20 protein-coding genes are annotated in these 20873 nt (G+C 70.7%); 8 read left to right on the top strand and 12 right to left on the bottom strand.

Annotated features, from left to right (window positions below):
• Window positions 1–387: 387 nt before the first annotated feature.
• Window positions 388–867 carry a diadenosine tetraphosphate hydrolase gene (locus tag ACFYNP_RS17275; protein WP_388412565.1) on the bottom strand — a complete coding sequence of 160 codons (480 nt, stop codon included), beginning with the start codon at window positions 865–867 and terminating at the stop codon, window positions 388–390.
• Between the two features lie 265 nt (window positions 868–1132).
• Here ACFYNP_RS17275 and ACFYNP_RS17270 point away from each other — a divergent pair, with 265 nt between their 5' ends.
• A complete protein-coding gene (locus ACFYNP_RS17270; RefSeq protein WP_388786224.1) occupies window positions 1133–1378 on the top strand; it encodes a VOC family protein in 246 nt (81 codons plus the stop codon).
• Window positions 1379–1470: 92 nt separating this feature from the next.
• Here the strand turns inward: ACFYNP_RS17270 and ACFYNP_RS17265 are convergent, their stop codons facing one another.
• A complete protein-coding gene (locus ACFYNP_RS17265; RefSeq protein WP_388786287.1) occupies window positions 1471–1881 on the bottom strand; it encodes a GNAT family N-acetyltransferase in 411 nt (136 codons plus the stop codon).
• A 202-nt stretch (window positions 1882–2083) separates the two neighbouring features.
• Between ACFYNP_RS17265 and ACFYNP_RS17260 the strand changes: the two genes are divergently transcribed.
• Window positions 2084–2764, top strand: coding sequence for a M15 family metallopeptidase (locus ACFYNP_RS17260; protein WP_388412561.1), 681 nt, complete (start codon window positions 2084–2086; stop codon window positions 2762–2764).
• Between the two features lie 134 nt (window positions 2765–2898).
• Here ACFYNP_RS17260 and ACFYNP_RS17255 read toward each other — a convergent pair whose 3' ends face one another.
• The 4 genes from ACFYNP_RS17255 to ACFYNP_RS17240 form a co-directional block, all read right to left on the bottom strand.
• Entirely contained in the window at window positions 2899–4581 is a 1683-nt protein-coding gene (locus ACFYNP_RS17255) for an ABC transporter family substrate-binding protein (protein WP_388412559.1), read from the bottom strand.
• A 97-nt stretch (window positions 4582–4678) separates the two neighbouring features.
• The gene (locus ACFYNP_RS17250; RefSeq protein ID WP_388786222.1) at window positions 4679–6763 is read right to left on the bottom strand and encodes a dipeptide ABC transporter ATP-binding protein; all 2085 of its coding nucleotides are present in this window, start codon (window positions 6761–6763) and stop codon (window positions 4679–4681) included.
• Window positions 6760–7716 carry an ABC transporter permease gene (locus ACFYNP_RS17245; RefSeq protein ID WP_388786220.1) on the bottom strand — a complete coding sequence of 319 codons (957 nt, stop codon included), beginning with the start codon at window positions 7714–7716 and terminating at the stop codon, window positions 6760–6762. Before ACFYNP_RS17245 ends, ACFYNP_RS17250 begins: the two co-directional genes overlap by 4 nt.
• A gap of 1 nt (window position 7717) precedes the next feature.
• Window positions 7718–8701 (bottom strand): ABC transporter permease, encoded by a 984-nt coding sequence (locus ACFYNP_RS17240; protein WP_388412553.1) that lies wholly within the window; start codon window positions 8699–8701, stop codon window positions 7718–7720.
• Window positions 8702–9000: 299 nt separating this feature from the next.
• On the opposite strand from ACFYNP_RS17240, the gene ACFYNP_RS17235 reads away from it, so the two are divergent.
• Window positions 9001–9240, top strand: coding sequence for a hypothetical protein (locus tag ACFYNP_RS17235; protein WP_100573205.1), 240 nt, complete (start codon window positions 9001–9003; stop codon window positions 9238–9240).
• Complete coding sequence (locus ACFYNP_RS17230) at window positions 9240–9614, top strand: hypothetical protein (protein ID WP_053730628.1); 375 nt, start codon at window positions 9240–9242, stop codon at window positions 9612–9614. The genes ACFYNP_RS17235 and ACFYNP_RS17230 overlap by 1 nt, the downstream gene beginning before the upstream one ends.
• 25 nt (window positions 9615–9639) lie before the next feature.
• Here ACFYNP_RS17230 and ACFYNP_RS17225 read toward each other — a convergent pair whose 3' ends face one another.
• Window positions 9640–10428 carry an aminoglycoside N(3)-acetyltransferase gene (locus tag ACFYNP_RS17225; RefSeq protein ID WP_388786218.1) on the bottom strand — a complete coding sequence of 263 codons (789 nt, stop codon included), beginning with the start codon at window positions 10426–10428 and terminating at the stop codon, window positions 9640–9642.
• A 288-nt stretch (window positions 10429–10716) separates the two neighbouring features.
• On the opposite strand from ACFYNP_RS17225, the gene ACFYNP_RS17220 reads away from it, so the two are divergent.
• From ACFYNP_RS17220 to ACFYNP_RS17210, 3 genes are all read left to right on the top strand, one after another.
• Window positions 10717–12282: an oleate hydratase gene (locus ACFYNP_RS17220; RefSeq protein ID WP_388786216.1), complete on the top strand. Its 1566-nt coding sequence runs from the start codon at window positions 10717–10719 to the stop codon at window positions 12280–12282.
• Window positions 12283–12307: 25 nt separating this feature from the next.
• Window positions 12308–12937 (top strand): TetR family transcriptional regulator, encoded by a 630-nt coding sequence (locus ACFYNP_RS17215; protein WP_388786214.1) that lies wholly within the window; start codon window positions 12308–12310, stop codon window positions 12935–12937.
• A gap of 121 nt (window positions 12938–13058) precedes the next feature.
• Complete coding sequence (locus tag ACFYNP_RS17210) at window positions 13059–15125, top strand: HelD family protein (protein WP_388786213.1); 2067 nt, start codon at window positions 13059–13061, stop codon at window positions 15123–15125.
• Window positions 15126–15180: 55 nt separating this feature from the next.
• Here ACFYNP_RS17210 and ACFYNP_RS17205 read toward each other — a convergent pair whose 3' ends face one another.
• Complete coding sequence (locus ACFYNP_RS17205; protein WP_388786286.1) at window positions 15181–16374, bottom strand: nitrate/nitrite transporter; 1194 nt, start codon at window positions 16372–16374, stop codon at window positions 15181–15183.
• A gap of 216 nt (window positions 16375–16590) precedes the next feature.
• Here ACFYNP_RS17205 and ACFYNP_RS17200 point away from each other — a divergent pair, with 216 nt between their 5' ends.
• On the top strand, window positions 16591–17283 hold the full coding sequence (locus ACFYNP_RS17200) for a hypothetical protein (RefSeq protein WP_388786212.1): 693 nt from the start codon (window positions 16591–16593) through the stop codon (window positions 17281–17283).
• 49 nt (window positions 17284–17332) lie between these two features.
• On the opposite strand, the gene ACFYNP_RS17195 is transcribed toward ACFYNP_RS17200, so the two are convergent.
• The 4 genes from ACFYNP_RS17195 to ACFYNP_RS17180 form a co-directional block, all read right to left on the bottom strand.
• Window positions 17333–17686: a beta/gamma crystallin domain-containing protein gene (locus ACFYNP_RS17195; RefSeq protein WP_161252240.1), complete on the bottom strand. Its 354-nt coding sequence runs from the start codon at window positions 17684–17686 to the stop codon at window positions 17333–17335.
• Window positions 17687–17982: 296 nt separating this feature from the next.
• On the bottom strand, window positions 17983–18702 hold the full coding sequence (locus ACFYNP_RS17190; RefSeq protein WP_388412542.1) for a tryptophan 2,3-dioxygenase family protein: 720 nt from the start codon (window positions 18700–18702) through the stop codon (window positions 17983–17985).
• Complete coding sequence (locus tag ACFYNP_RS17185) at window positions 18699–19940, bottom strand: pyridoxal phosphate-dependent aminotransferase (protein ID WP_388786210.1); 1242 nt, start codon at window positions 19938–19940, stop codon at window positions 18699–18701. The genes ACFYNP_RS17190 and ACFYNP_RS17185 overlap by 4 nt, the downstream gene beginning before the upstream one ends.
• Complete coding sequence (locus ACFYNP_RS17180; RefSeq protein ID WP_388412538.1) at window positions 19937–20866, bottom strand: class I SAM-dependent methyltransferase; 930 nt, start codon at window positions 20864–20866, stop codon at window positions 19937–19939. The genes ACFYNP_RS17185 and ACFYNP_RS17180 overlap by 4 nt, the downstream gene beginning before the upstream one ends.
• Window positions 20867–20873: the final 7 nt, after the last annotated feature.

The following is a 20873-nucleotide window of genomic DNA, read 5'->3' as shown; positions in this document are numbered from 1 at the left end:
GGGCCTTTGGTCGATTACCAGTGAACAGGGTCGAACTTCGGACACGAGGGTGACGGCGTGCATTCACGCCATCGCGCAATGGCTCAACTCCATTCGGCCGCGGGTACGCGGAGGTGCCCTGCCGCCCGCCGCCTTGACAGATTCCCGTATTCTGCGGGCAATTCCCTTCGGAATAGGGGGAACGGGTCACGGTGGAGGTGTCCGCGCCCCTATCATCCGCCGGCCTCGCCCCGGCGGGACGACCACGGGCCAGGGGGGAGGGCGTCCCGGCCTTCGACGACGCCGAGTAGTTGGCCGACGGGGCCAGGACGGGCCCAGGACGAGGGCGAGCGGAACCGGACGCCCGGGCGGTCCACGCCGCAGGCGTGCCCGATGCTGCCGGCGGTGTCACTCCCGCCCGGTCAGCCGGTCCAACTCGTCGGAGATCCGCTGCCGCAGCCCGTCGTGCCGGGGCGCGAGGGCGTGCCGCTCGTCGCGCCAGTTCTCCTCCGGGTAGCGCCAGACGGGTACGTGGACGAGGTCGGCCGGCTCCCATGCGAACCGCGGCCACACATGGGCGTGGAGGAATCCGTCCCTGTTGCCGAGGATCTCCAGGTTCACCCGACGGAACTCCGGGTCGAGCAGCCGGCAGGCGCGCTCGACGGCTTCGCCGAGCACGTCCATGTCGGCCAGGAAGTCCAGCCGCTTAGCCCTCGGCAGTTCGGACAGCCGCTCCACCCGGGGATCGTCGACCAGGAGCACCGAGTAGCCGGGCAGGAACTGCACATCGCCGATCGCGGCGAAGCCTGCCCTCAACCGCCGCAGCACCGTGGGGTTTTGACCGCGTAGGGCGCTCTCGATCCGGCTCGTGCGCCACTGATCCGTCATGGCGCGAGCCTACCCGGCGGCCCCGTCGACGAGTTTTGGTCCGGGGCGAAGCCGGAAGGACTGAAGCACCGATGCGGGCCGGTACGGCTACGGCCCGGGGCCGCGACGGCGGCCGGGCCACAGCGGCCGCATCCGACGCACCGGCCCCGACGAAAGGATCGCCATGTCATTCACCCACGTCCTCGCGGTGGCGCCCGTGACCGAGATGGAGGCGGCGGTGGCCTGGTAAGAGCGGCTCCTGGGGCGGCCCGCCGACAAGCGGCCGATGCCCGGGCTCGCCGACTGGCACGTCGCACCGTCCGGCTGGGTGTCGGTGTTCCAGTCCCCGGAACACGCGGGGTCGACACTGATCAACCTCGTCGTCGACGACCTCGACAAGGCGCTCGGCGACCTGGCCGAGCGGGGCATCACCGCTGGGGAGGTCCAGCCGGGCGCCCAGCGCGTGCGGTTCGCCGCCGTCCACGATCCCGACGGCAACCGCGTGACCCTGATCGAGAATCCGGTGTCCTAGGACGGCAGTTGCCCGGCGACGCCCTCTGCCCGGGGGCGTCATCCGTCCCGGGGACGCCCCCCCCCGCGGTGGGCGTCATGCGTCCCGGGACGTCATCCGCGGACGCGGGCGCCCGGCGGCCGACGCGCCATGAACACATCGACGGGGTCCTCGGACTCCACGGTGAACCCGTGACGCTCGTAGAGCCGCCGGGCGGCGCTGCCCTGCAGGACGTCGAGACGTACGGTCTGCCCATCGGCGTCGGTCCGCTCCAGCAGCGATCGCAGCACGGCCGAGCCGAGGCCGCGGCCCTGGACACCCGGAGCCAGATAGAAGTGCTCCAGCCACCGGCCCTCGTCGGCCGGACGCAGGGCCACACAGCCCGCGAGGGCGCCGTCGACCAACAGCACCGAGGTGTGCGGCGCGGAGAAGGCGTCCCGGAACCGCTGACGCACCCGATGCTCGTCGAACCGTCCCAGGCGCTCCAGATCCGGCCGCATCACCACGGCCCGCAGCTCCGCCATCGGCTCGACGTCGGCCGCTTCCGCCGGACGCAGGGACCAGGCCGGCGCCAGCTCGGGCCCGCCCCCGGGCAGCGCCCGGCCGCGCCGCCCCAGGTCCACTCCCATGCTCGTGTTCATGGCCGGGAGTATCTCAACGGGCTGGTCGGACCTGGTGCCGGGCCCCTACGCCCCCCCGCCCTCCGGCGCGGGAGATCATCTCTCCATGACTGATTCCCCGATCGACAGCGACCCCGCCGACACCATCGTCCTGATGTCGGATCCGAAGATCGCGGCCATCGCGGTGCGGGAGTGCGGCGAGCCCCTCGTGGACGTCCGCCTGGACGGTTCCCTTCTGTGCGACAGCTCCCGTGAGGATGCCGGGAGCGCGTTCGCGCACCTGCGCAAAGGCGTACTCGAACGGCTTCTGCGGGCGCAGGAGTCGCTGCCCGACGGACTGCGGCTGCTCTTCGTCGAGGGGTACCGCCCGCCGGCCCTCCAGCGCGCCTACTTCGAGGAGTACGCACAGGAACTGCGGACGCTGCACCCGGATTGGTCCGCCGAGCACATCCAGACGGCCGCGAGCCGGTACGTCTCGCCGCCCGGCATCGCGCCGCACAGCGCGGGCGCGGCCGTCGACCTCACGCTCGCCGACGCCGACGGCCGTGAGCTGGATCTGGGCACAGCGATGAATGCGACCCCGGAGGAGAGCGCGGGCGCCTGCTACACGGGGGCCGGAAACATCAGCGCCGAGGCGCGCGAGCACCGCACGGTCCTGGGTGCCGCGTTGACGGCGGCGGGGCTGGTCAACTACCCCACGGAGTGGTGGCACTGGTCGTACGGCGACCGCTACTGGGCGCTGGCCACCGGCCATCCGTACGCGCTGTACGGCCCCAGGGACCTGTAGGCCGGGGAGGGTACGCCCCGGGGGGCGCCCGGCCCCCGCCCGCCGACGCCGAGAGACCGGACAGAACCGCTCCCGGCCCCGACCAGAGGTAGGTCGGGTCGGAGCCGGGAGCGGGGTGCGGGGCGGAGCGGGTGCTACTTCTGCCAGCCGACTGTTTCCGGGAGGGGGCTGTAGAAGATGGTCGCGCCCACGTTGGCCAGGCCCTTCTTCACGCCGTACGTCGACGGGCCGCTGAACAGCGGCAGGAAGGCGTACTCCTGGAGCGCCTTCTGCTCGACCTTGTTGACCGCCGCGTTCTGCGCGTCGAGGTCGGCTATCTCGGTGGTGGCGGTGATCTCCTTGTTCAGCTCCGGCGTACCCGAGCCGGTGATGTTGGAGTCGTGGTCCGAGCAGTAGAAGTCGCACAGGTAGCGGGCGGCGAACGGGTCCATGGAGCGGTTGCCCGACAGGAAGAGGTCGAAGTCGCGCTCGCTGAGGATCTTGGAGAAGTCCGCGTCGTCGGCCTTCTTGATGACGAGGCGGACGCCGATCTGCTTCAGCATCTCGGTCAGCGCGCCGGCCGTCGCCTTGCCCAGCGCGTCGTCGCCGAGCAGCGTGTAGCCGACCTCCAGCTTTTTGCCGTCCTTCACACGCACACCGTCGCCTCCCGGCTTCCAACCCGCCGCGTCCAGAAGCTTCCTGGCGTCGTCCGGTGCGTATTTCAGGACGGCCGAGACGTTGTCCTGGTACCCCTTCTGGAAGCTGTGCAGCACGGCGGAACCCGGCAGCGGTTCCTTGTAGTCCAGGCCCTGGAACTGGATCTTCGCGATCTGGGCGCGGTCGACGCTCTCCTGGATGGCCTGGCGGACCGCCTTCTCCGACAGGATCGGAGACTTGGTGTTGAAGTTCAGCGAGTACTCGAAGGGGCTGCCGCCGCTGCGGATCTCCGTGCCGCTCAGGCCCTTGATCTGCTTGAGGCTCTCCGCGTCCACGGCGGACGTGTAGTCGAGCTGGCCGTTCTTGAACGCGTTGACCGCGGCCGCCGACTCCAGGTTGACGTACACGCGCTTGTCGAGCTTGCCCTTCTTGCCCCACCACTTCGGGTTGCGCACGAAGGTGATGTTGCCCGAGTGCTCGTCCCACGAGCCGACCGTGTACGGGCCCGCGCCCCACTCGGGGTGGGCCTTCTTGACGTACGCCTGGTTGAAGTTGTCGACCGTGGCGGCCTTGGGGTGCAGGAAGGTGGTGAACAGGCTGGACCAGGAGGCGTCCACGCCCTTGAAGGTGATGACGGCCTGCTTGGCGTCCTGGCCCTGCTCGACCGAGGTGATTCCGTCGTAGCCGGACGTGGTGGAGGCCGAAAAGGCCTTGTTGGAACCGTTGTTGGCCTTCCAGGTGGCCTCGATCGCGGTCCAGTCGATCGGGGTGCCGTCGTTGAAGACGGCCTTCGGGTTGATGGTCAGGACGACCTTCTGGTGGCCGCCCTCGACGGTCACCTTCACATCGCTGTAGTAGTCCGGGTTGTACTGCACCTCTCCCGTCGGCGAGTAGGTGATGGCATCGGCGTTGTACCAGGACCACACCCGCGACGCGGTGAGTGTCGCGTTCACGTTGAACGGGTTGCCCTGGTCGTCGAAGGTGCCGGCGGTCGTGTAGGTGCCGCCGTCCTTGATGTTGTCGTACGGCTGCGGGTTGTAGTCGGCGACCGACGACGCCGCCTTGGGAGCGTCCTTCGCGGCCGCGTCCGACGCGCTCTTCCCGGAGGAGGACTGGCACGCGGTGGCTGCGACGGATACGGCGGCGATGAGGGCGATGGGCAGGGCCAGTCTGGGGCGCATGGCGGGGTGGTTCCTCCGGGTCGGGACGACGGTTCGGTTCGGGGGCGTGACGGGCGCGCTTCAGCGGGAGAGGCCCGTGAGCCCGGGGCGGGTGGGCTCAGGCCGCGTGACAGGCGTACGTGTGGCCGGGCTGTCCGGCCACGACGCTCGGCACGGGACGTTCCGTACGACAGCGCTGCCGTACGTCCTCGCCGGCCAGCCGATACAGCGGGCAGCGGTCGACGAAGACACAGCCCGCGGGCAGCCTGGCGGCACTCGGCAACTCCCCGCGCAGCACGACGCGTTCACGCGTGCGCTCCCGCTGCGGGTCCGGAACCGGGATCGCGGAGAGCAGGGCCCGCGTGTAGGGGTGTCTGGGATCTGAGAAGAGCGCCTCGGTGTCGCCGGTCTCGACGATGTGGCCCAGATACATCACCGCGATGCGGTCGGAGATGTACCGGACGACGGCCAGGTCGTGGGCCACCACCAGATAGGCGAGCCCGAGTTCGCGCTTGAGCTGGGCCAGCAGGTTGATCACCCCGGCCTGCACCGAGACGTCCAGGGCCGAGAGGGGCTCGTCGAGCGCGAGGAGCTTGGGCTCGGTCGCCAACGCCCGCGCGATGCCGATGCGTTGACGCTGTCCGCCGGAGAGCGTGGCCGGGAAGCGGTCACTCACCGAGGCGTCGAGGCCGACCAGCGCCAGCAGCTCGCGAATGCGCGTACGGATCGCGTCCCGGCCTCGTCCGATGGCTTGCAGGGGTTCGGCGAGCAGTTGGTGGACGGGCAGACGTGGGTCGAGGGCGCCGAGCGGATCCTGCATCACGATCTGGACGTTCTGCCGCAACTCCTTTACGGCTGCGGCGGATTGGGCCGTTCCCACCTCGGTGCCGGCGATCTCGATCCGGCCGCTCTCGGGCCGTCCGAGCCGGAGGACCTCCAGCAGCGTCGTGGTCTTGCCGCTGCCCGACTCGCCCACCAGGCCCAGGGTCTCGCCGGCCCGCAGTTCGAAGCTCACTCCGTTCACGGCGTGCAGCGTGCCGACCCGGCGCTTGAGGAGCGCGCCCTTGGTGATGGGGAACGTCCTTACGAGGTCCTCGACGCGCAGCACCACGTCGCCGGCCGCGGCCCGAACCGGGCCCGGGTGCTCGTCGGCGATGTTGTCCGGCCCGGCGGGGTCGAGCCTGCCGTCGGCAACCTCCTCGGCACGCAGGCAGGCCACGTGCCCGTGTCCGGTGACCTCGCGCAGGGCGGGTTCTTCGGCGCGGCAGGCGTCCAGGGCGACGGCGCAGCGGCTCGCGAAGGGGCATCCGGGCGGGAGGTCCGACGGGGTGGGCGGCTCCCCGCCGATCGCGGCGAGCGGCCGGTGCACCCCGCTGTCCACGGTCGGCACGGCGGCGAGCAGCCGTGCGGTGTACGGCATCGTCGGGCGGCGGAACAGCTCGGTGACGCCGGCGCGCTCAACGAAGCGGCCCGCGTACATGACGGCGATGTCATCGGCGTACCCGGCGACGACTCCGAGGTCATGGGTGATGAGGACAAGGCCCGCGCCCGTCTCCCGCTGCGCGAGGCGCAGTACATCGAGGATCTGGGCCTGCACGGTGACGTCGAGCGCGGTGGTGGGCTCGTCGGCCACGAGCACGGACGGCTTGTTGGCGATCGCCATGGCGATGACGACCCGCTGGCGCATGCCGCCGGAGAACTCGTGCGGGAAGGACCCGGCCCGCTCGCGCGGATCGGGGATGCCGACGAGGTCGAGCAGTTCGACCGCCTGCTCCCAGGCCGCCTGTTTGGTCAGGTCCTGGTGGACCCGCAGTGCGTCGCACAGCAGTCGGCCCACGGAGTAGATCGGGGTGAGCGAGGACAGCGGGTCCTGGAAGACCATGCCGATGGACTTGCCGCGTACGCCGGACAGTTCCTTGTCGCCGAGGCCGACCAGGTTGCGTCCGCCGAGCAGTACCTCGCCACGCATCGTGGCGGAGGGAGGCAGCAGGCCCATGATGCCCATGGCGGTGGCCGACTTGCCCGAGCCGGACTCGCCGACGATGCCGAGGGTCCGGCCGGGCAGGAGGTCGAAGCCGACTCCCCGCACCGCTTCCACGGGGCCCGCCTCGGAGGGGAAGGAGATCCGCAGATCCCGTACCGACAGGACGGGGGTGATGCCGGTGGGGTGCGCCGGGTCGGTGCGGGTGGTCGTGAGGGTCATCGTCGGCCTCCTGCCGCGCCGGTCACGGACGTGGGGTCGAGGGCGTCGCGCAGTCCGTCGCCGATGAACGTCATCGACACGGTGAGCAGCACGACCAGACCCGCGGGGAAGGCGAACAGCCAGGGCGCGCTCGTCACCGTGCCCGCGCCGGCGGCGAGCATGGTGCCGAGCGAGACGTCCGGCGTCTGGACACCGAACCCGAGAAACGACAGGGCGGTTTCGCTGAGCACGGTCGCGACCACACCCAGCGTCAGGTTCACGATCAGGAGCGAGCCGAGGTTGGGAATGATGTGACGCACGATGATGCGCAGCGGGCGCACCCCCATGAATTCGGCGGCGGTCACGTAGTCGCGTTCGCGCAGCGACGTCGACACCGACCAGATCACCCGGGCCGTGGACATCCAGCCGAACACGGTGAGCACGACGATGAGGTCCCGCCAGTCACCGGCCAGCCGGTGCGAGACCAGGGCGAGGATGAGGAAGGAGGGGACGATGAGCAGGAAGTGGATGACCGCGAGGGTCGCCTTCTCGACCCGGCCACCGAAGTAGGCCGCGCCGGAGCCGATGACCGCCGCCAGGACCAGGGTCAGGACGGAGACGCTCACGGCGATCGCCAGCGAGCGCTGGAGCCCGTGCACGGCCGAGGCGTAGATGTCGTTGCCGCCCTGGTTGGTGCCGAACCAGTGGGCGGCGCTGGGCGGTTGGGTGAGCGCGGCGAAGTCGGCGTCGGAGTAGCTGTACGAGGTGAACAGGCCGCCGAACGCGCTGAACAGCAGGAGCAGCAGGAAGATCACCACCCCCGCGACCGCGAGGCGGTTGCGCAGGAAGCGCCGCAGGTACAGCCGGCCCAGGCCGATGCGCCGCTTGTCACGCGGTACGGGGAGCAGTGCTGCGGGGGGCACCTGGCCGAGGGGAGACGGGGTGGGGGCGCCGGTCGTCAGATCTGATGCCATGTCAGCTCACCCGCACCCGGGGGTCGAGGAAGACCGTGGCGATGTCGGCGAGGATCGCGCCGATCGCGGTCAGGGCGGCGGCGAAGGCGGCCGTCGCGACCGTGCCGTGCACGTCGTTCTTGCTGATGGTCTGCACGAAGTAGCGGCCCATGCCGTTCCAGCCGAAGATGGTCTCGGTGATGATGGCGCCGGTGAAGATGGCGGGCACGCTGAACGCCACGGACGTCGCCGTCGGGATGAGCGCCGTGCGCAGGGCGTGCCGGCGGATCGCCTGGGCCCGGGTGAGTCCGGTCGCCTGTGCGGTGCGCACGAAGTCGGCGTTGATGGTGTCGAGAAGCAGCGATCGCTGCGTCAGGTGATAGCCGACGTATCCCATCAGGGTCAGGGTGAGTGTGGGCAGGATCAGGTGCAGTAGCCGGTCCCCGATCGTGGGCAACAGGCCCTGCACATCGGGGGAGTTCTCACCGGCGACGTAAAGGAAGTGCAGTCCGGCATGCTGGTTCAGCCAGATGGCGACGAAGACCACGGCGAGCGCGGCGACCGAGGTCGGGATGTTGAACACCACGATGGACACGGCCTGCGAGACGCGGTCGGCCAAGCCGTACTGCCGCGAGGCGGTGTACACGCCGAGCGCGACGCCGACCACGACGGACAGGACCGTCGCGATGACGACCAGCTCCGCGCTGACCAGCGACCGGTAGCCGATCTCCCCGTTGACGGAGACGCCGGTGGGGGACTTGCCCCAGTCGAACCGGAGGACCACCGAGGTGACCCAGTCCCACCAGCGGTGCACCACCGGCACTCGCGGGTCCAGGTTGTACGGCGCCAGCGCCAGGTCGATCTGCGCCTCGCTGCGTACGGGCCTCAGGCCCTGGTAGTTCGACCGGGGGTCGAGGAACCAACTGGCAAGGAAATAGGTCGCGTTGGTCGCGACCGCGATCATCAGAAGCCAGCCGGCCGCCTTGCGGGTCACATGGCGCAGCACGCCCGCCACCTCCTCACCCGATGCGAGAAGTGCGCCGCGTGGGCGCTGGATCCGAGGGAGGTGAGCATGTGCCGTGAAGCCTTCTGGGGGAACGGAACGTGAGGTACCGAGGTGCGGTGTGACCACTTTGGTCCGTACCTTGCGGCCGGCGCCAGGCTGTGGCCGGTGCTGCCACGAGGTCGAAACACCACCGCAGTAAACCGCCCGGAATCAACCGGTTTGCTCGTACTCGCTCCAGGCTCGCGTTACGTTCCCTCCGGCCGCTGGCCGAGCAGGTACCAACTAGGTACCATGGTGGTATGCCGTCCTTGAACATCACCTTCACCGACGAGGAACTCGAAGCGGTCAGGGCAGCCGCGGCCGCAGACGGGAAGTCCCTGAAGCAGTACGTCCACGATCTGCCGCTGCGTGAACAGCAGCGCTTGCAGTTCGTCCGGTACGCGCTGTCCTGGGGCGAAGCACAGCGGGCCGAGTTCGACGAGGCCTTCCCGGACGAGGCGCCGCCCCACTCCCGCAGCGAGGGGGCGGACGCCGCCTGATGGTCCTCTACATCGACGTCCCGTGGCTCCTGGACGTCCAGGAGCAGGCTGTCCCCGAAGACGTGAGCGTCGCCGACTACTCCGCCCTCGTCGCGGCCGTGGCCCGGCACAAGACCCGCATCCCCCGCCCCGCGACCGCCGACCCGGAACCCTCCTGGCGCGCGGCGGCCCTGCTGCACACCCTGGTCCGCCTACAGCCGTTGCCGCACCGCAACAGCCTGTACGCCTGTCAGGTGACCGCGGCCTACATGTACGCCTCGGGCGAGGGGATCGACCCGCCGTACGGCGCGATGGTCGACCTCGTACGCGACATACAGGCGGGGAAGGTGAACGTCTACCAGGCCGCCGACCGGATCCGGGCCTGGCGCATCTGAGGGACTGGAACGGCCCCGCCCGGCTTCAGGGGGTGAGGAGTTCGCCCAGGCGCCGAGTCGCGAAGCGGGTGAGGGCGCGGCTGTTCATGAGCCGGCACTCGGCCCGGCCGATGGTGTGGGTGCGGACCTGGCCGGTGGCGGCGAACTCCTCGCCCACCCGCGGGAAGTGGGTGCTGTTGTCGTCGCCCACGTCGCGGGCCTCCACCCAGACCCGCTGCCCGTCGACCAGGTAGGGGAAGCGGCGCAGCTTGCGGCGGTGGTGGGGGACGCGGGACTCGGCGTGGTGGAGGAAGGAGTTGCGGTTGTGGCCGACGCCGAGCAGGAGGATGTCGGCATCCAGGTCGTGCAGGGCCTCGAAGGGTGACCCGGCACCGAGCGCGTAGGCCAGCGGCTGCCGGCCGGTGATGCTCCGGGCGGCGGGGCCGACGGCGGCCACGGATGCCTGGGGGTGGCTGCCGCGGAGCCTGCCGGGGTGGGCGAGGACGGCCGAGGGGACCGCGCCCATGGAGGTGGGCAGGGCGTCGTGGAAGAGGGGTATCTCGTCACGGGCCGCGGCCACTTTGTCGGAGGTGGGCTCGGTGGCTCGCGGATGCGGGTCACTGACCTCGGGGGTGAAGGTGGGCACGGCGAGGGTGCCGGCGGGGGAGAGGCAGTCGAGCAGCGCGCCGACGACCGTGCCGGCCCCGCCCAGAACCGGGCCGAACGCGGACAACGAGGCGTGCACGATCAGGGTCGAGCCCTCCCGCACACCCATGCGGCGCAACTCGGCGCACAGTCGGGCTCGGTCGAGTGGGACGGGGTTCGGGGTCGACATGGTTCTCCAACGTGCGGGGCCCGCATGGCGGACCGACTGTCTCGGACCGACTGTCTCGGACCGGGCGGTCGGTGGCTCGGTGCGGGAGGGGTGCGAGGTGATCGTGGTGAGGATCTTCGCACGGGCCGGAACGTGCGGTTCGGGTAGTGCGGGGGTGCGGCAGCGCAGGCGCCCGACAGGGCCGGCCCATCCCGCGATCGCGCGCGCACATCCGGCGCTTTCCACCCATATCCCCTATCGTCGAGAGCCCGGTCCCGGGGGCGAAGCCCTGACGGAGGAGTGCGGATCGTGGCGAAGGCGTACCTGGTGGGCAGTGGAATCGCGGGGCTCGCGGCGGCGGCGTTCCTGATCCGGGACGGAGGTTTCGCCGGACCCGACATCGTCCTCCTGGAGGAGCAGGACCGGGAGGGCGGAAGTCTCGACGCGGCCGGTTCGCCCGAGACCGGGTACACCATGCGCGGGGGCCGCATGTTCGAGGTGCACTTCGACTGCACCTACGACCTGCTGAGCTCGATCCCCTCGCTCGACGACCCGGCGAAGTCGGTGACCGAGGACACCTTCGCCTTCCACGACGACTTCGCGTGGGACGACCACGCCCGCCTCGTCGACGCGACGGGCAAGGTGATCGCCGCCCACTCGATGGGGTTCTCCGAACGCGACCGCCTGGAGCTGGTCAAGTGTGTGGCCACCCCGGAGCGGCAGTTGGACGGCAAGCGCATCACGGACTGCTTCAGCCCCGAATTCTTCACCACCAACTTCTGGTGGATGTGGTGCACCACGTTCGCCTTCGAACCGTGGCACAGCGCCATCGAGTTCCGCCGCTACCTGAACCGCTTCGTGCACCTCTTCAAGACCTTCGACAGCATGTCCGGCATCTACCGGACCCGGTTCAACCAGTTCGACTCGATCGTCCGGCCCCTGCTGAAGTGGCTGACCGACCAGGGGGTGACCCTCCAGCTCGGCACCCGCGTCACCGATGTGCGGCTCGCCGAGGGTGAGGCGCTCACCGCGACCGGGCTGACCTGGACCAGGGGCGGCAGGAGTGAGGAGATCGCGCTGGCCCCCGGTGACCTCGTCATGGTCACCAACGGGTCGATGACGGCCGGCTCCACCCTCGGCTCCACCGACACCGTCCCCGCCCTGGACACCTCCGGCGCCGCCGGGGCCTGGAAGCTGTGGGAGACCCTCGCCGCGAAACGGCCCGGCCTCGGCGACCCGGCCGTGTTCGACACCTCCGTCGCGGACTCCACCTGGGAGTCGTTCACGGTCACCACCAAGGACCCCACCTTCTTCAAGCTGATGGAGGAGTTCAGCGGCAGTGAGGCGGGCAAGGGCGGCCTGATCACCTTCAAGGACTCCAACTGGCTGCTGACCATCGTCCTCAACCATCAGCCGCACTTCCGCGAGCAGCCCGAGGACACCTTCGTCTGGTGGGGTTACGCCCTCTTCCCCGACAAGGAGGGCGATTTCGTCAAGAAGCCGATGGACCAGTGCACCGGCGCGGAGATCCTGGACGAGGTGCTCCAGCACCTCCGCTTCGAGCAGGGCCCGCAGATCCTGGAGAACTCGATCGTCATCCCGGCCCTGATGCCGTACATCACCAGCCAGTTCCTCGTCCGCAGCCACGGTGACCGCCCCGATGTCGTCCCCGAGGGGTCCACCAACCTGGCGTTCATCGGCCAGTACGCCGAGGTCCCCGAGGACGTGGTGTTCACCGTCGAGTACTCGGTGCGCACCGCCTGGACGGCCGTCGCGGGCCTCCTGCGCCCGGACAAGCAGCCGCCGCCCGTCTACAAGGGCCGCCACAGCCCCAAGGTGCTCGTCGAGGCGCTGGAGACACTGCACCGGCGGTGACCGACGGCCCACGTAGGCTCGGGGCATGGGCAGTGAGATGGGATTGCGGGAGCGGAAGCGGCGGCAGACGTACGAGGCGGTGTCGGAGGCCGCGATCGGGTTGTTCCTTGAGCGCGGCTTCGACAAGGTCTCCGTCGCGGAGGTCGCGGCGGCCGCCGGGATCTCCAAGCCGACCCTCTTCCGCTACTTCCCGGCCAAGGAGGACCTCGTACTGCACCGGTTCGCCGACCACGAGGACGAGGCGGCCCGCGTCGTGGCCGCGGGCCGGTCCGCGGGCCGGGCCCCGCTGCCCGCCCTGCACACCCACTTCCGCGCGGGCCTGGAACGTCAGGACCCGGTGACCGGGCTCTGCGACAACGCCCATGTCCGGGCGTATCACGCCCTGTTGTACGGCACCCCGAGCCTGGTGGCCCGGCTCTACGGATACCAGGGCCGATCCGAGCAGGCCCTGGCCGCCGAGCTCGGCGACGGGCTCGGGGCGCGCGTCGCGGCCGGCCAGATCATCGCCGTGCAGCGCATCCTCGCCGAGGAGAACTGGCGTCGGATCGCGGAGGGCGCGAGCGCCCGGGCCCTGCACGCGGAGGCACTGGACGCGGCGGACCGGGCGTTCCAGCATCTGGCGCGGGGGCTCGGGACCGAATACGGACAGGTGTGAACAGGTGTGACGCCGTGAGGTGGGTGGCCGGCCGGGGGCGCCGGCCCCGTCCGGGCAGCAGGTAACCCCTCAATTCGTTACCGAGTTAAAAATGTAACCAGGTTGCGTTATCGTGGTCCGCATGACGTCACCCGACCGGCGGCTCGACCGCGCACTCGACCAGGAGCGGACCTTCCACGACACCTGCCGGACGGCCCTCGCCGCGATGACCGAGGGTGCGGGCGAGCGTGTCGTCCTCGGCGAGAACGCCTTCGCCTCCGGCGCCGACGCCGAGGTGCTCGGCTATCAACTCCGCAGCTGGGCCAAGGAGTTGAGGGAAATGCCGCAGGGCCCGCTGTTCTTCGGTCGGCTCGACTTCGACGCGACGGCCGACGCCGGCCACGCCGGCCAGAGCTATCACATCGGCCGCCTCCGCATCAGCGAGCACCCCTCGGCCCCGCCCCTCGTCGTGGACTGGCGGGCCCCGGTCTCGCGCCGCTTCTACCAGGCGAGCGCACGCGACCCGCAGGGCGTCGAGGTCCGTCGAAGGTTCGGCTGGGCGCAGGGGAGCCGAGGGGCCGCCGAGGATCTGACGGGCCTGGAGGACGAGCGGCTCACGGCCGGCGAGGTGGCGAGCGGGGCGAGTGCGATCCTCACCGGGGAGATCGAGCGCCCCCGCGTCGGCCCCATGCGGGACATCGCCGCGACCATCCAGCCCGAGCAGGACGACCTCGTACGCTCCGACCTGGTCCAGTCCCTCTGCGTGCAGGGCGCCCCCGGCACCGGCAAGACCGCCGTCGGGCTGCACCGCGCCGCGTACCTGCTCTACACCTACCCGCAGCGCATCCAGCGCCGCGGCCTCCTGGTGCTCGGCCCCAACCGCACCTTCCTGACCTACGTCTGCGAAGTCCTCCCCGCGCTCGGCGAGAGTGACATCCGGCAGTCGACCGTGGACGAGGAGGTCGTGCGCGAGCTGCGCGGCCGGGAGGTGCGGGCGGTCGACGCGCCGGTGGCCGCGGCCGTCAAGCACGATGTGCGGATGGCCGAGGTGCTGCGCCGCGCGCTCTACGGACGGATCGTCAAGCCCCGCAACTCCGTCGCGCTGCGCGAGGGTTCGTACACCTGGCGAGTGGGGCGCGGCGAGCTCGAAGCGATCGTCGACGCGGTGCGCGAGGAGGCGCCCCCCTACGCGATCGGGCGGGAGCGGGTGCGCAGCCGGGCGGTCCGGACGATCCAGCTCCAGGCCGAACGCCGGGCCGGCCCCATGAACAACGTCTGGCTCCAGAAGATCACCCGGGCTCGTCCGGTCAAGGAGTACGTCGACACGGTGTGGCCGAAGGTGAAGCCGGAGGAGGTACTGGCCGAACTGCTCACCGACGCCGATGCGTTGGCCGCGGCGGCCGACGGCATCCTGGACCCCGGTGAGCAGAAGGCGTTGCTCTGGGCGAGGCCGCCGCGCTCGTGGAAGTCGGCGAAGTGGTCGGCGGCCGACCTGGTCCTGCTGGACGAGGTGTCCGGGCTCATCGAACACCCGGAGGGATATGGGCACATCGTCGTCGACGAGGCGCAGGACCTGTCCCCGATGCAGTGCCGTGCGATCGCCCGGCGCGCGGTGTTCGGTTCGCTGACGGTCCTCGGCGACCTGGCGCAGGGCACCACCCCGTGGGCCGCGCGCGACTGGCCCACCCAGCTGGCCCATCTGGGCAAGCCGGATGCCGTGGTGGTCCCGCTGACCACGGGGTTCCGGGTGCCGGCCGCGATCGTGGAACTCGCCAACCGGCTGCTGCCCGCGCTGGACGTGGACGTGCCGCCGGGTCAATCCCTGCGCAGGGACGGCCGGTTGGGCCGTCGGAAGGTGGCGGCGCCGGCCGAACTGGCCCCCGCGGTAATCGACGCGGTACGGGCCGCGCTCGGCCGCGAGGGCTCGGTGGGCGTGATCGCGGCCGAGCGCGATGTGCCCGCACTGACCGAGGCCCTCGCCTCGGCGGCCATCGACACGGCCGCCGGGTCCCGCGTCGCCGTGCTGCCCGCCACCTTGGCCAAGGGCCTCGAATACGACCACGTCGTGGCCGTCGAACCGGCCGGGATCGCCGCGGCGGAGGACCGGGGACTGCACCGCCTGTATGTGGTGCTGACGCGGGCGGTGTCGGGCCTGGAGATCGTCCACAGCGGACCCTTGCCCGACGAACTGGCCGACGCCGCAGCCTGACGGCGGCCCCGTGCCGCGCGGCAGCGCCGAGAACCGGACGGCGACCCCGCGGCGCTCACTGCCCTCGCGGTGGCCCGGCCTCGGCGTCGGCCATGACGCCGGGCACGGGTTCGGGGGCGGGACGGGCGGTGCGCATGCGGGTGAAGGCGTAGACACAGCCCGCGAGGGCCAGGTCGGACAGGAGCATGAAGCCGATCGAGTACGAGTTCTTCGCGCTGTAGATCGCGCCCATCACCAGCGGAGGTACGAAACCGCCGAGCCCGCCCATCGCTCCGACGATGCCGGTCACGCTGCCCACTTGGGGCTGGGGCGTCACCTGGGAGACCAGCGCGAAGACGCTGCCGCTCGCCGTGCCGAGGCCCGCGCCCATGCACAGCAGGGCGATGGTGCCACCCGGGTACAGGGTGGGGTCGAAGGCCTGCACGATCGCGAGCAGGGCGACCAGGCCGAGCGCGACGGCCGTCACCACGGCGGGGTGGATGCGGTCCGAGAGCCAGCCGCCGATCGGGCGGAAGACGACGGTCGCGAGCGCGAACCCCGCCGCCTTGGAGCCCGCGTCCGTCGGCGACAACGCGTACCAGGTCTTCAGGTACGTGGGCAGGTACACGCCGAACGCGACGATGCCGCCGAAGCCGATCGCGTACAGCGCCGACAGTTCCCACGTCACGCGCAGCCGTCCCGCGCTTCCGAGCCGGGCGGCGAGCGACGCCGTGGGGACCGGCCGGTCGGGCCGGTCCGTGATCAGCAGTGCCGCGAGGACGGCATAGGCGGCGAGGGCGATCGCCACGACGAGGAACGGCACGTGGTAGCCGTGCTTGGCGATGCGGGGCGTCAGATATCCGGACAGCGCCACGCCGCCCATGCCCATGCCGAACACGCCGAGCGCGAAGCCCCGCTTGTGCGGCGGGAACCAGGAGTTGACCAGCGGGATGCCGATCGCGAAGGTGGTGCCGCCGAGGCCCAGCAGGAAGCCGACCACCAGCATCAGGCCGTAGCTGTCGCGCGCCGGGATCAGCAGCAGGACCGGCACGATGGTGAGGGCCGACATCAGCGGGAACATCAGCTTCGCGCCGTAGCGGTCGGTCAGCGCACCGACCGGGATCCGCCCGAGCGACCCGACGAGCACCGGGACCGCGACGAGCAGCGACTGTTGCAGGGAACTGAGGTGCAGCCGGTCCTTGTACTCGCCGGCCAGCGGAGCGATCAGGTCCCATGCCCAGAACGTCAGCGTGAATCCGATCGTCGCCATCACCAGGTTGCGGTAGGCGGCGGCAGAGGGCTTGGTATCGGTGTCCACGCCACCAGTCAAGGTGCCCGGCCGCACCGCGGCGCGCCGGACTGGGCCGTACGGGGGAGGCCCGACGGCAGCCGTTCCGGGCCGGGACAGGTGCCCTGACCTGGCTGTCGTACCGGCCCGTTAGGCTCGGACCACTTGCCTGGAAGCACCTTCCCACAGGGGGAGACCATGACGATCCACCGGCCGGGCCTGCCCGGAGACCTGCCGGAGCCGGAGCTCCTGTGGGCGCGCTGGGGCATGCTCGCGGTCCTGGAGGCGTCGACCGAGGAGGAGAACACACCCTCCGTGCATCGCACGGGCCACTGGGCCGACGCCGGCGGGCTCCACCTCGACGACTGCGGCTGTACGTGGTGGACCCTTGACAGAAGGGGGCCGGGCCGGTTCGTGCTCTACGGGGAGGACGAGTCGAGCGACGTCAAGTGGCACAAGCCCGCCATCGACCTGCTGGCCGGCGCCCCGCACTGGCTCCCGTTCGAGAGGCTCCGCGATCTGATCGAGGGCTATGAGCTGGGCTGCGTCTACTGGTACGAGAACGAAGCCTGGGCGCGCTCCCCGTATCCCGAGAGCCTCGACGACGACGGCCTGGACTGCGGGATGAGCCGGTTCGTCGACCGGGGGGACGTGCTGGACGCCATCGACCTCGGCGGGAGCGCGGAAACGGAACCGGAGTTCCTCCTGGACCGGGCCGAACGGGCAGAGCTGACACCGGAGTTGGTGCAATCCATGGTCTCGGCGTCCGAGTACGACCACTGGGACCTCCCCGCCATGCTGCGGGCCCTGCGCCTCGCGGGTCTGGAGCCCGGCGGCGGGGAGGGTGGCGCCTCTGCTGATGATGCGTCAGAGGTCGCACATCCGCGCTGAGTTGAGCCGCCCTTGCCGAAGGCGGCTCAGGTTGCCCTCCGGCCGTTCGTCAGAGGATCTCGATGGAGTTGACCTTGGGCGGACGGTTCGGGAAGGTGATGTCGGTCCAGCGGTTGACCTTCACCGAATCGCCGTTGGCGTCGTAGTAGATCAGGTCGTTGTTGCCCGTGGAGATCCGGTCGACCCACCACCCGCCGAAGTTCGTCCGGCCCTTGTTCGCGTAGCAGTCGACGCTCTGCCTGCCGCCGCTGTGCGACCAGATCTTCAGGAAGTTCTCCCCGCCGCGGCATTCGACGTGGTCGATGGCGAAGGCGTTGCCGGTCGGCATGCCGAAGCTGATCGCCGCGGTCGCGGCGAACGCGACGGCGAGGGAGCGTGCGGCTTTCTTGCGCTTCGAGATCACGAGTTCTCCTTCGTGGGAGTTCATGCGAGGGTCGGGTCGAGTCCGAACCGAAAGGTCATTTCGCCCACGACGACGATCCTGTGAACTGGCTGTGCGGGGCAACGATGTTGGGGATACCCGGCCGGAATATGCCCGTGGATGTCCGGATCGGGGCGTGTTGGGTGATGTGAGTAGTTCTGGCGTCCGGTCCTTACACACACGTCCGCAGCTCTGGACACACCCGTCCCGGTGCCGGCACACGTCGAAGCGCGGGCCGGACGAATCCGGCCCGCGCTCGGGGGTGTTGGGGGTGACGGCTACTTCTGGCCCGTGTGCTGGTCCTCCCTGACCGCGCGGAGCTCGGGGAAGGGCATGCGGATCCGGGCCGCCAGATAGGAGAGGCCCGTCGTGCCCGCCGTGCCCCGCAGGGTGCCGACGGTGCGGTCCACGAGGGAGAGGTGGGTGATCTTCCAGCGCCAGAACGAGTAGCCGACGTCGAGCATCGCCTCGGCCAGGCGGTGCTCGACCCCCGCACCGGCCGCGCCCCGTTCGCACACCTCCTCGATGTCGGTCGCCCTCGCGGCCAGGGCCTTGAGGTAGGCGCTGTACAGCGGGCTCGTCGCCCCGTCGGACGCGGTGCCGAGCCGGTCGTCCAGGGCGCGGAAGCCACGCGACTGGGCGCCGCTCGCCGTGCCGAGATAGCCGCGGAACGCCGCGAAGTGCTGGATGGGCAGGCGTTCCAGGAGCCGTACGGTCTCGTCCAGGATCCGGACCATGCCGGTCACCCGGCCCAGGTGCTCCAGGGCGCGCTCGGGGCCGTCCCAGTCCGGTGAGCCGTCCGCCTCCGCCAGCGCGTCCACCGCCGCGTCGATGTCCACGGCCGCCTGCGCGAGCCAGAGTTCGCTCGTCTGGTGGGCCACGATGAAGAAGCGCTCGGCGGTTTCGACGGCCGGGTCCTTGTCCGCCGGGTAGAGCGGGTGCTGGAGGCCGAGCAGCTGCTCCAGACGGAGGTACCGCCCGTACTCGGGCGGGCTCACGGGTGCCCGCCGCTCGCCCGGCGCTCCGCGGTGTAGGTGAGCAGGCGCTCGACTCCGGTGTCCAGTTCCTGGGGGTCGCCGCAGAAGGCCAGGCGGACCAGGGTCCTCGCCCCCGGGGCGGGCTCGGCGGACAGCGTGCGGACCGACTCGGAGACCACCGGCCGCAGCGCGAACCCGGCGGCCGGCGCGAGACCCACGTCGTACCGTTCGAGCAGGCCCTGGACGAAGACCTCCGCGTCGTCGCACACCCCGGCGACGTCGAGCACCGCGTACCAGCCGCCCTGCGGGAGTTCCGCGAGCAGCCCGGCGTCCCGCAGGGCCGGCAGGGCCCGGTCGCGGTTGGCCCGCACCAGGGCCGCGTTGCGCACCGCGCTGTCGCGCGACTTGAGCGCGGTCAGGCCCGCGTACTGCACCGGCGTCGACGGGCTGACCAGGCTCGCCTCCTGCACCACCCGCATGGCGTCGGCGGCCCGGCGGTGCGGGGTCACCACATAGCCGAGCCGGTAGCCGGTCATGGCGAGGCTCTTGGAGAAGGAGAACGTCGAGGAGATCCGGCGCTCGTGTTCCGGAAGGCCGCGCTCCAGCGATGCGAACGAGGTGTGCTCGCCGTCGTAGACGAAGTGCTCGTACGCCTCGTCGCTGATGATCTGGAGGTCGTGTGCCCGGGCCACTGCCAGGATCGCGGCCAGCGCGTCGGCGTCGAGGACCGCTCCGGTCGGGTTGGCGGGGGAGTTGACGAGGATCGCCCGGGTCCGCGGGGTGACGGCCGCCCGGATGCCTTCGGCGGTCGGGCGGAAGTCCGGGCCCAGCGGATAGAAGACCGGGCGGAACCCGGCGAGCAGACACTGCTGGAGGTGGATCGGCCAGTGCAGTTCCGGCAGCAGCAGCTCGTCGCCGGGCTCGGCCAGGGACTGCATCAGGGCGGCCAGGCCCTGGCAGGAGCCGGGGGTCACGAAGATGTGGTCGGGCGAGGTGCGGTGGCCGTTCTCCATCTCCAGCTTGACGGCCAGCGCCTCGCGCAGCGCGGGCATCCCCTCGGCCGAGGTGTACGCGGTGCGGCCGGTGCGCACGGCCTCCGCCACGGCCTCGGCGACGTCCCGCGGCGGCTTGAAGTAGGGCTCTCCGACATGGAGTTTGATGACGGGCCGGCCGGTGGCCCGCTCCCTTCGCTCCGCCGCGTTGAAGACCTCGTGCAGGCAGGAGGAGGGGATGGTGCCGGCCCGCGACACGGCGTTCACGAACGTCCCTGACCGGCCACGGGGCCTTCGGCCGCGGCGACGGTGAACTCGTAGACGAAGAAGCTCTGGAGGGCCGGCTCACGGTCGCCGATGACGTGCTTGGCGCGCTGCTGGAAGCCGTTGACGGCCAGTTCGTGCTCGACGATCAGCGGGGAGAGCTTGTGCTCCTCCTCGAAGGAGGTGACCACGTCGTCCTTGGTGATCTGCATCTCCGCGATGGCGACCATCCAGTTGTCGCGCTCGATGGCGTAGTCGATGACGAACTTGTACCAGTTCCACAGGGTCTTGCGGCGGCGGGTCTCCAGCTCGCGGGACCACTCGGGCACCGTCCCGTCCTTGCGGTACGCCGCTATCTCCTCGTCGCTGGCCAGCAGGTAGCCGCCGCCCAGCTCGATGACCTCGGCGGACTTCAACCGTACGGCGTCCTCGGGAGTGCAGTACTCCGGACAGAACTCGTCGCCGAGGATCAACAGACCGTGCTCGCCCAGGAGTTGGCGGGCATGCGTCAGGTGGGTGTGCGGCAGGTGGTGGTGGCTGCCCCACGAGATCATCACGTCGAGCGGCTCCTGCCACTGCTCGAACGGGGAGCCGTACACCTCGGCGCCCGGCTTGTCCGCGAGGCGGTCGCGCGCCTGCTCCAGCGGGTTGCGCGCCACGTCGTTGGCGATGACCCGGCAGTCCGGCAGCCGGTCGGCGATCATCCCGGCGAGCACCCCCGAACCCGAGCCCACGTCCATGACGGTGAGCGGCCGCCCGAGTTCCGCGCGCCGGGCCGCGACGCGCTCCACGATGAGCAGGTCGCCGTCGGTGATGTCGGGGTGGCCGTCGCGCATGATGGCGCCCACGTCGATGGTGCGGAACTCCTCGCGGGTGTAGATGGTGCTTTCCTCGATGACTGTCTCGGTGGTGCCGTCAACGGTTTCCATGTGCCTG

The sequence above is a fragment of the Streptomyces sp. NPDC006691 genome (assembly GCF_042869955.1).
GTDB lineage: Bacteria > Actinomycetota > Actinomycetes > Streptomycetales > Streptomycetaceae > Streptomyces.
The sequence above is the reverse complement of the archived record's forward strand: the minus strand, read 5'-3'. Positions and strand labels throughout refer to the sequence as shown.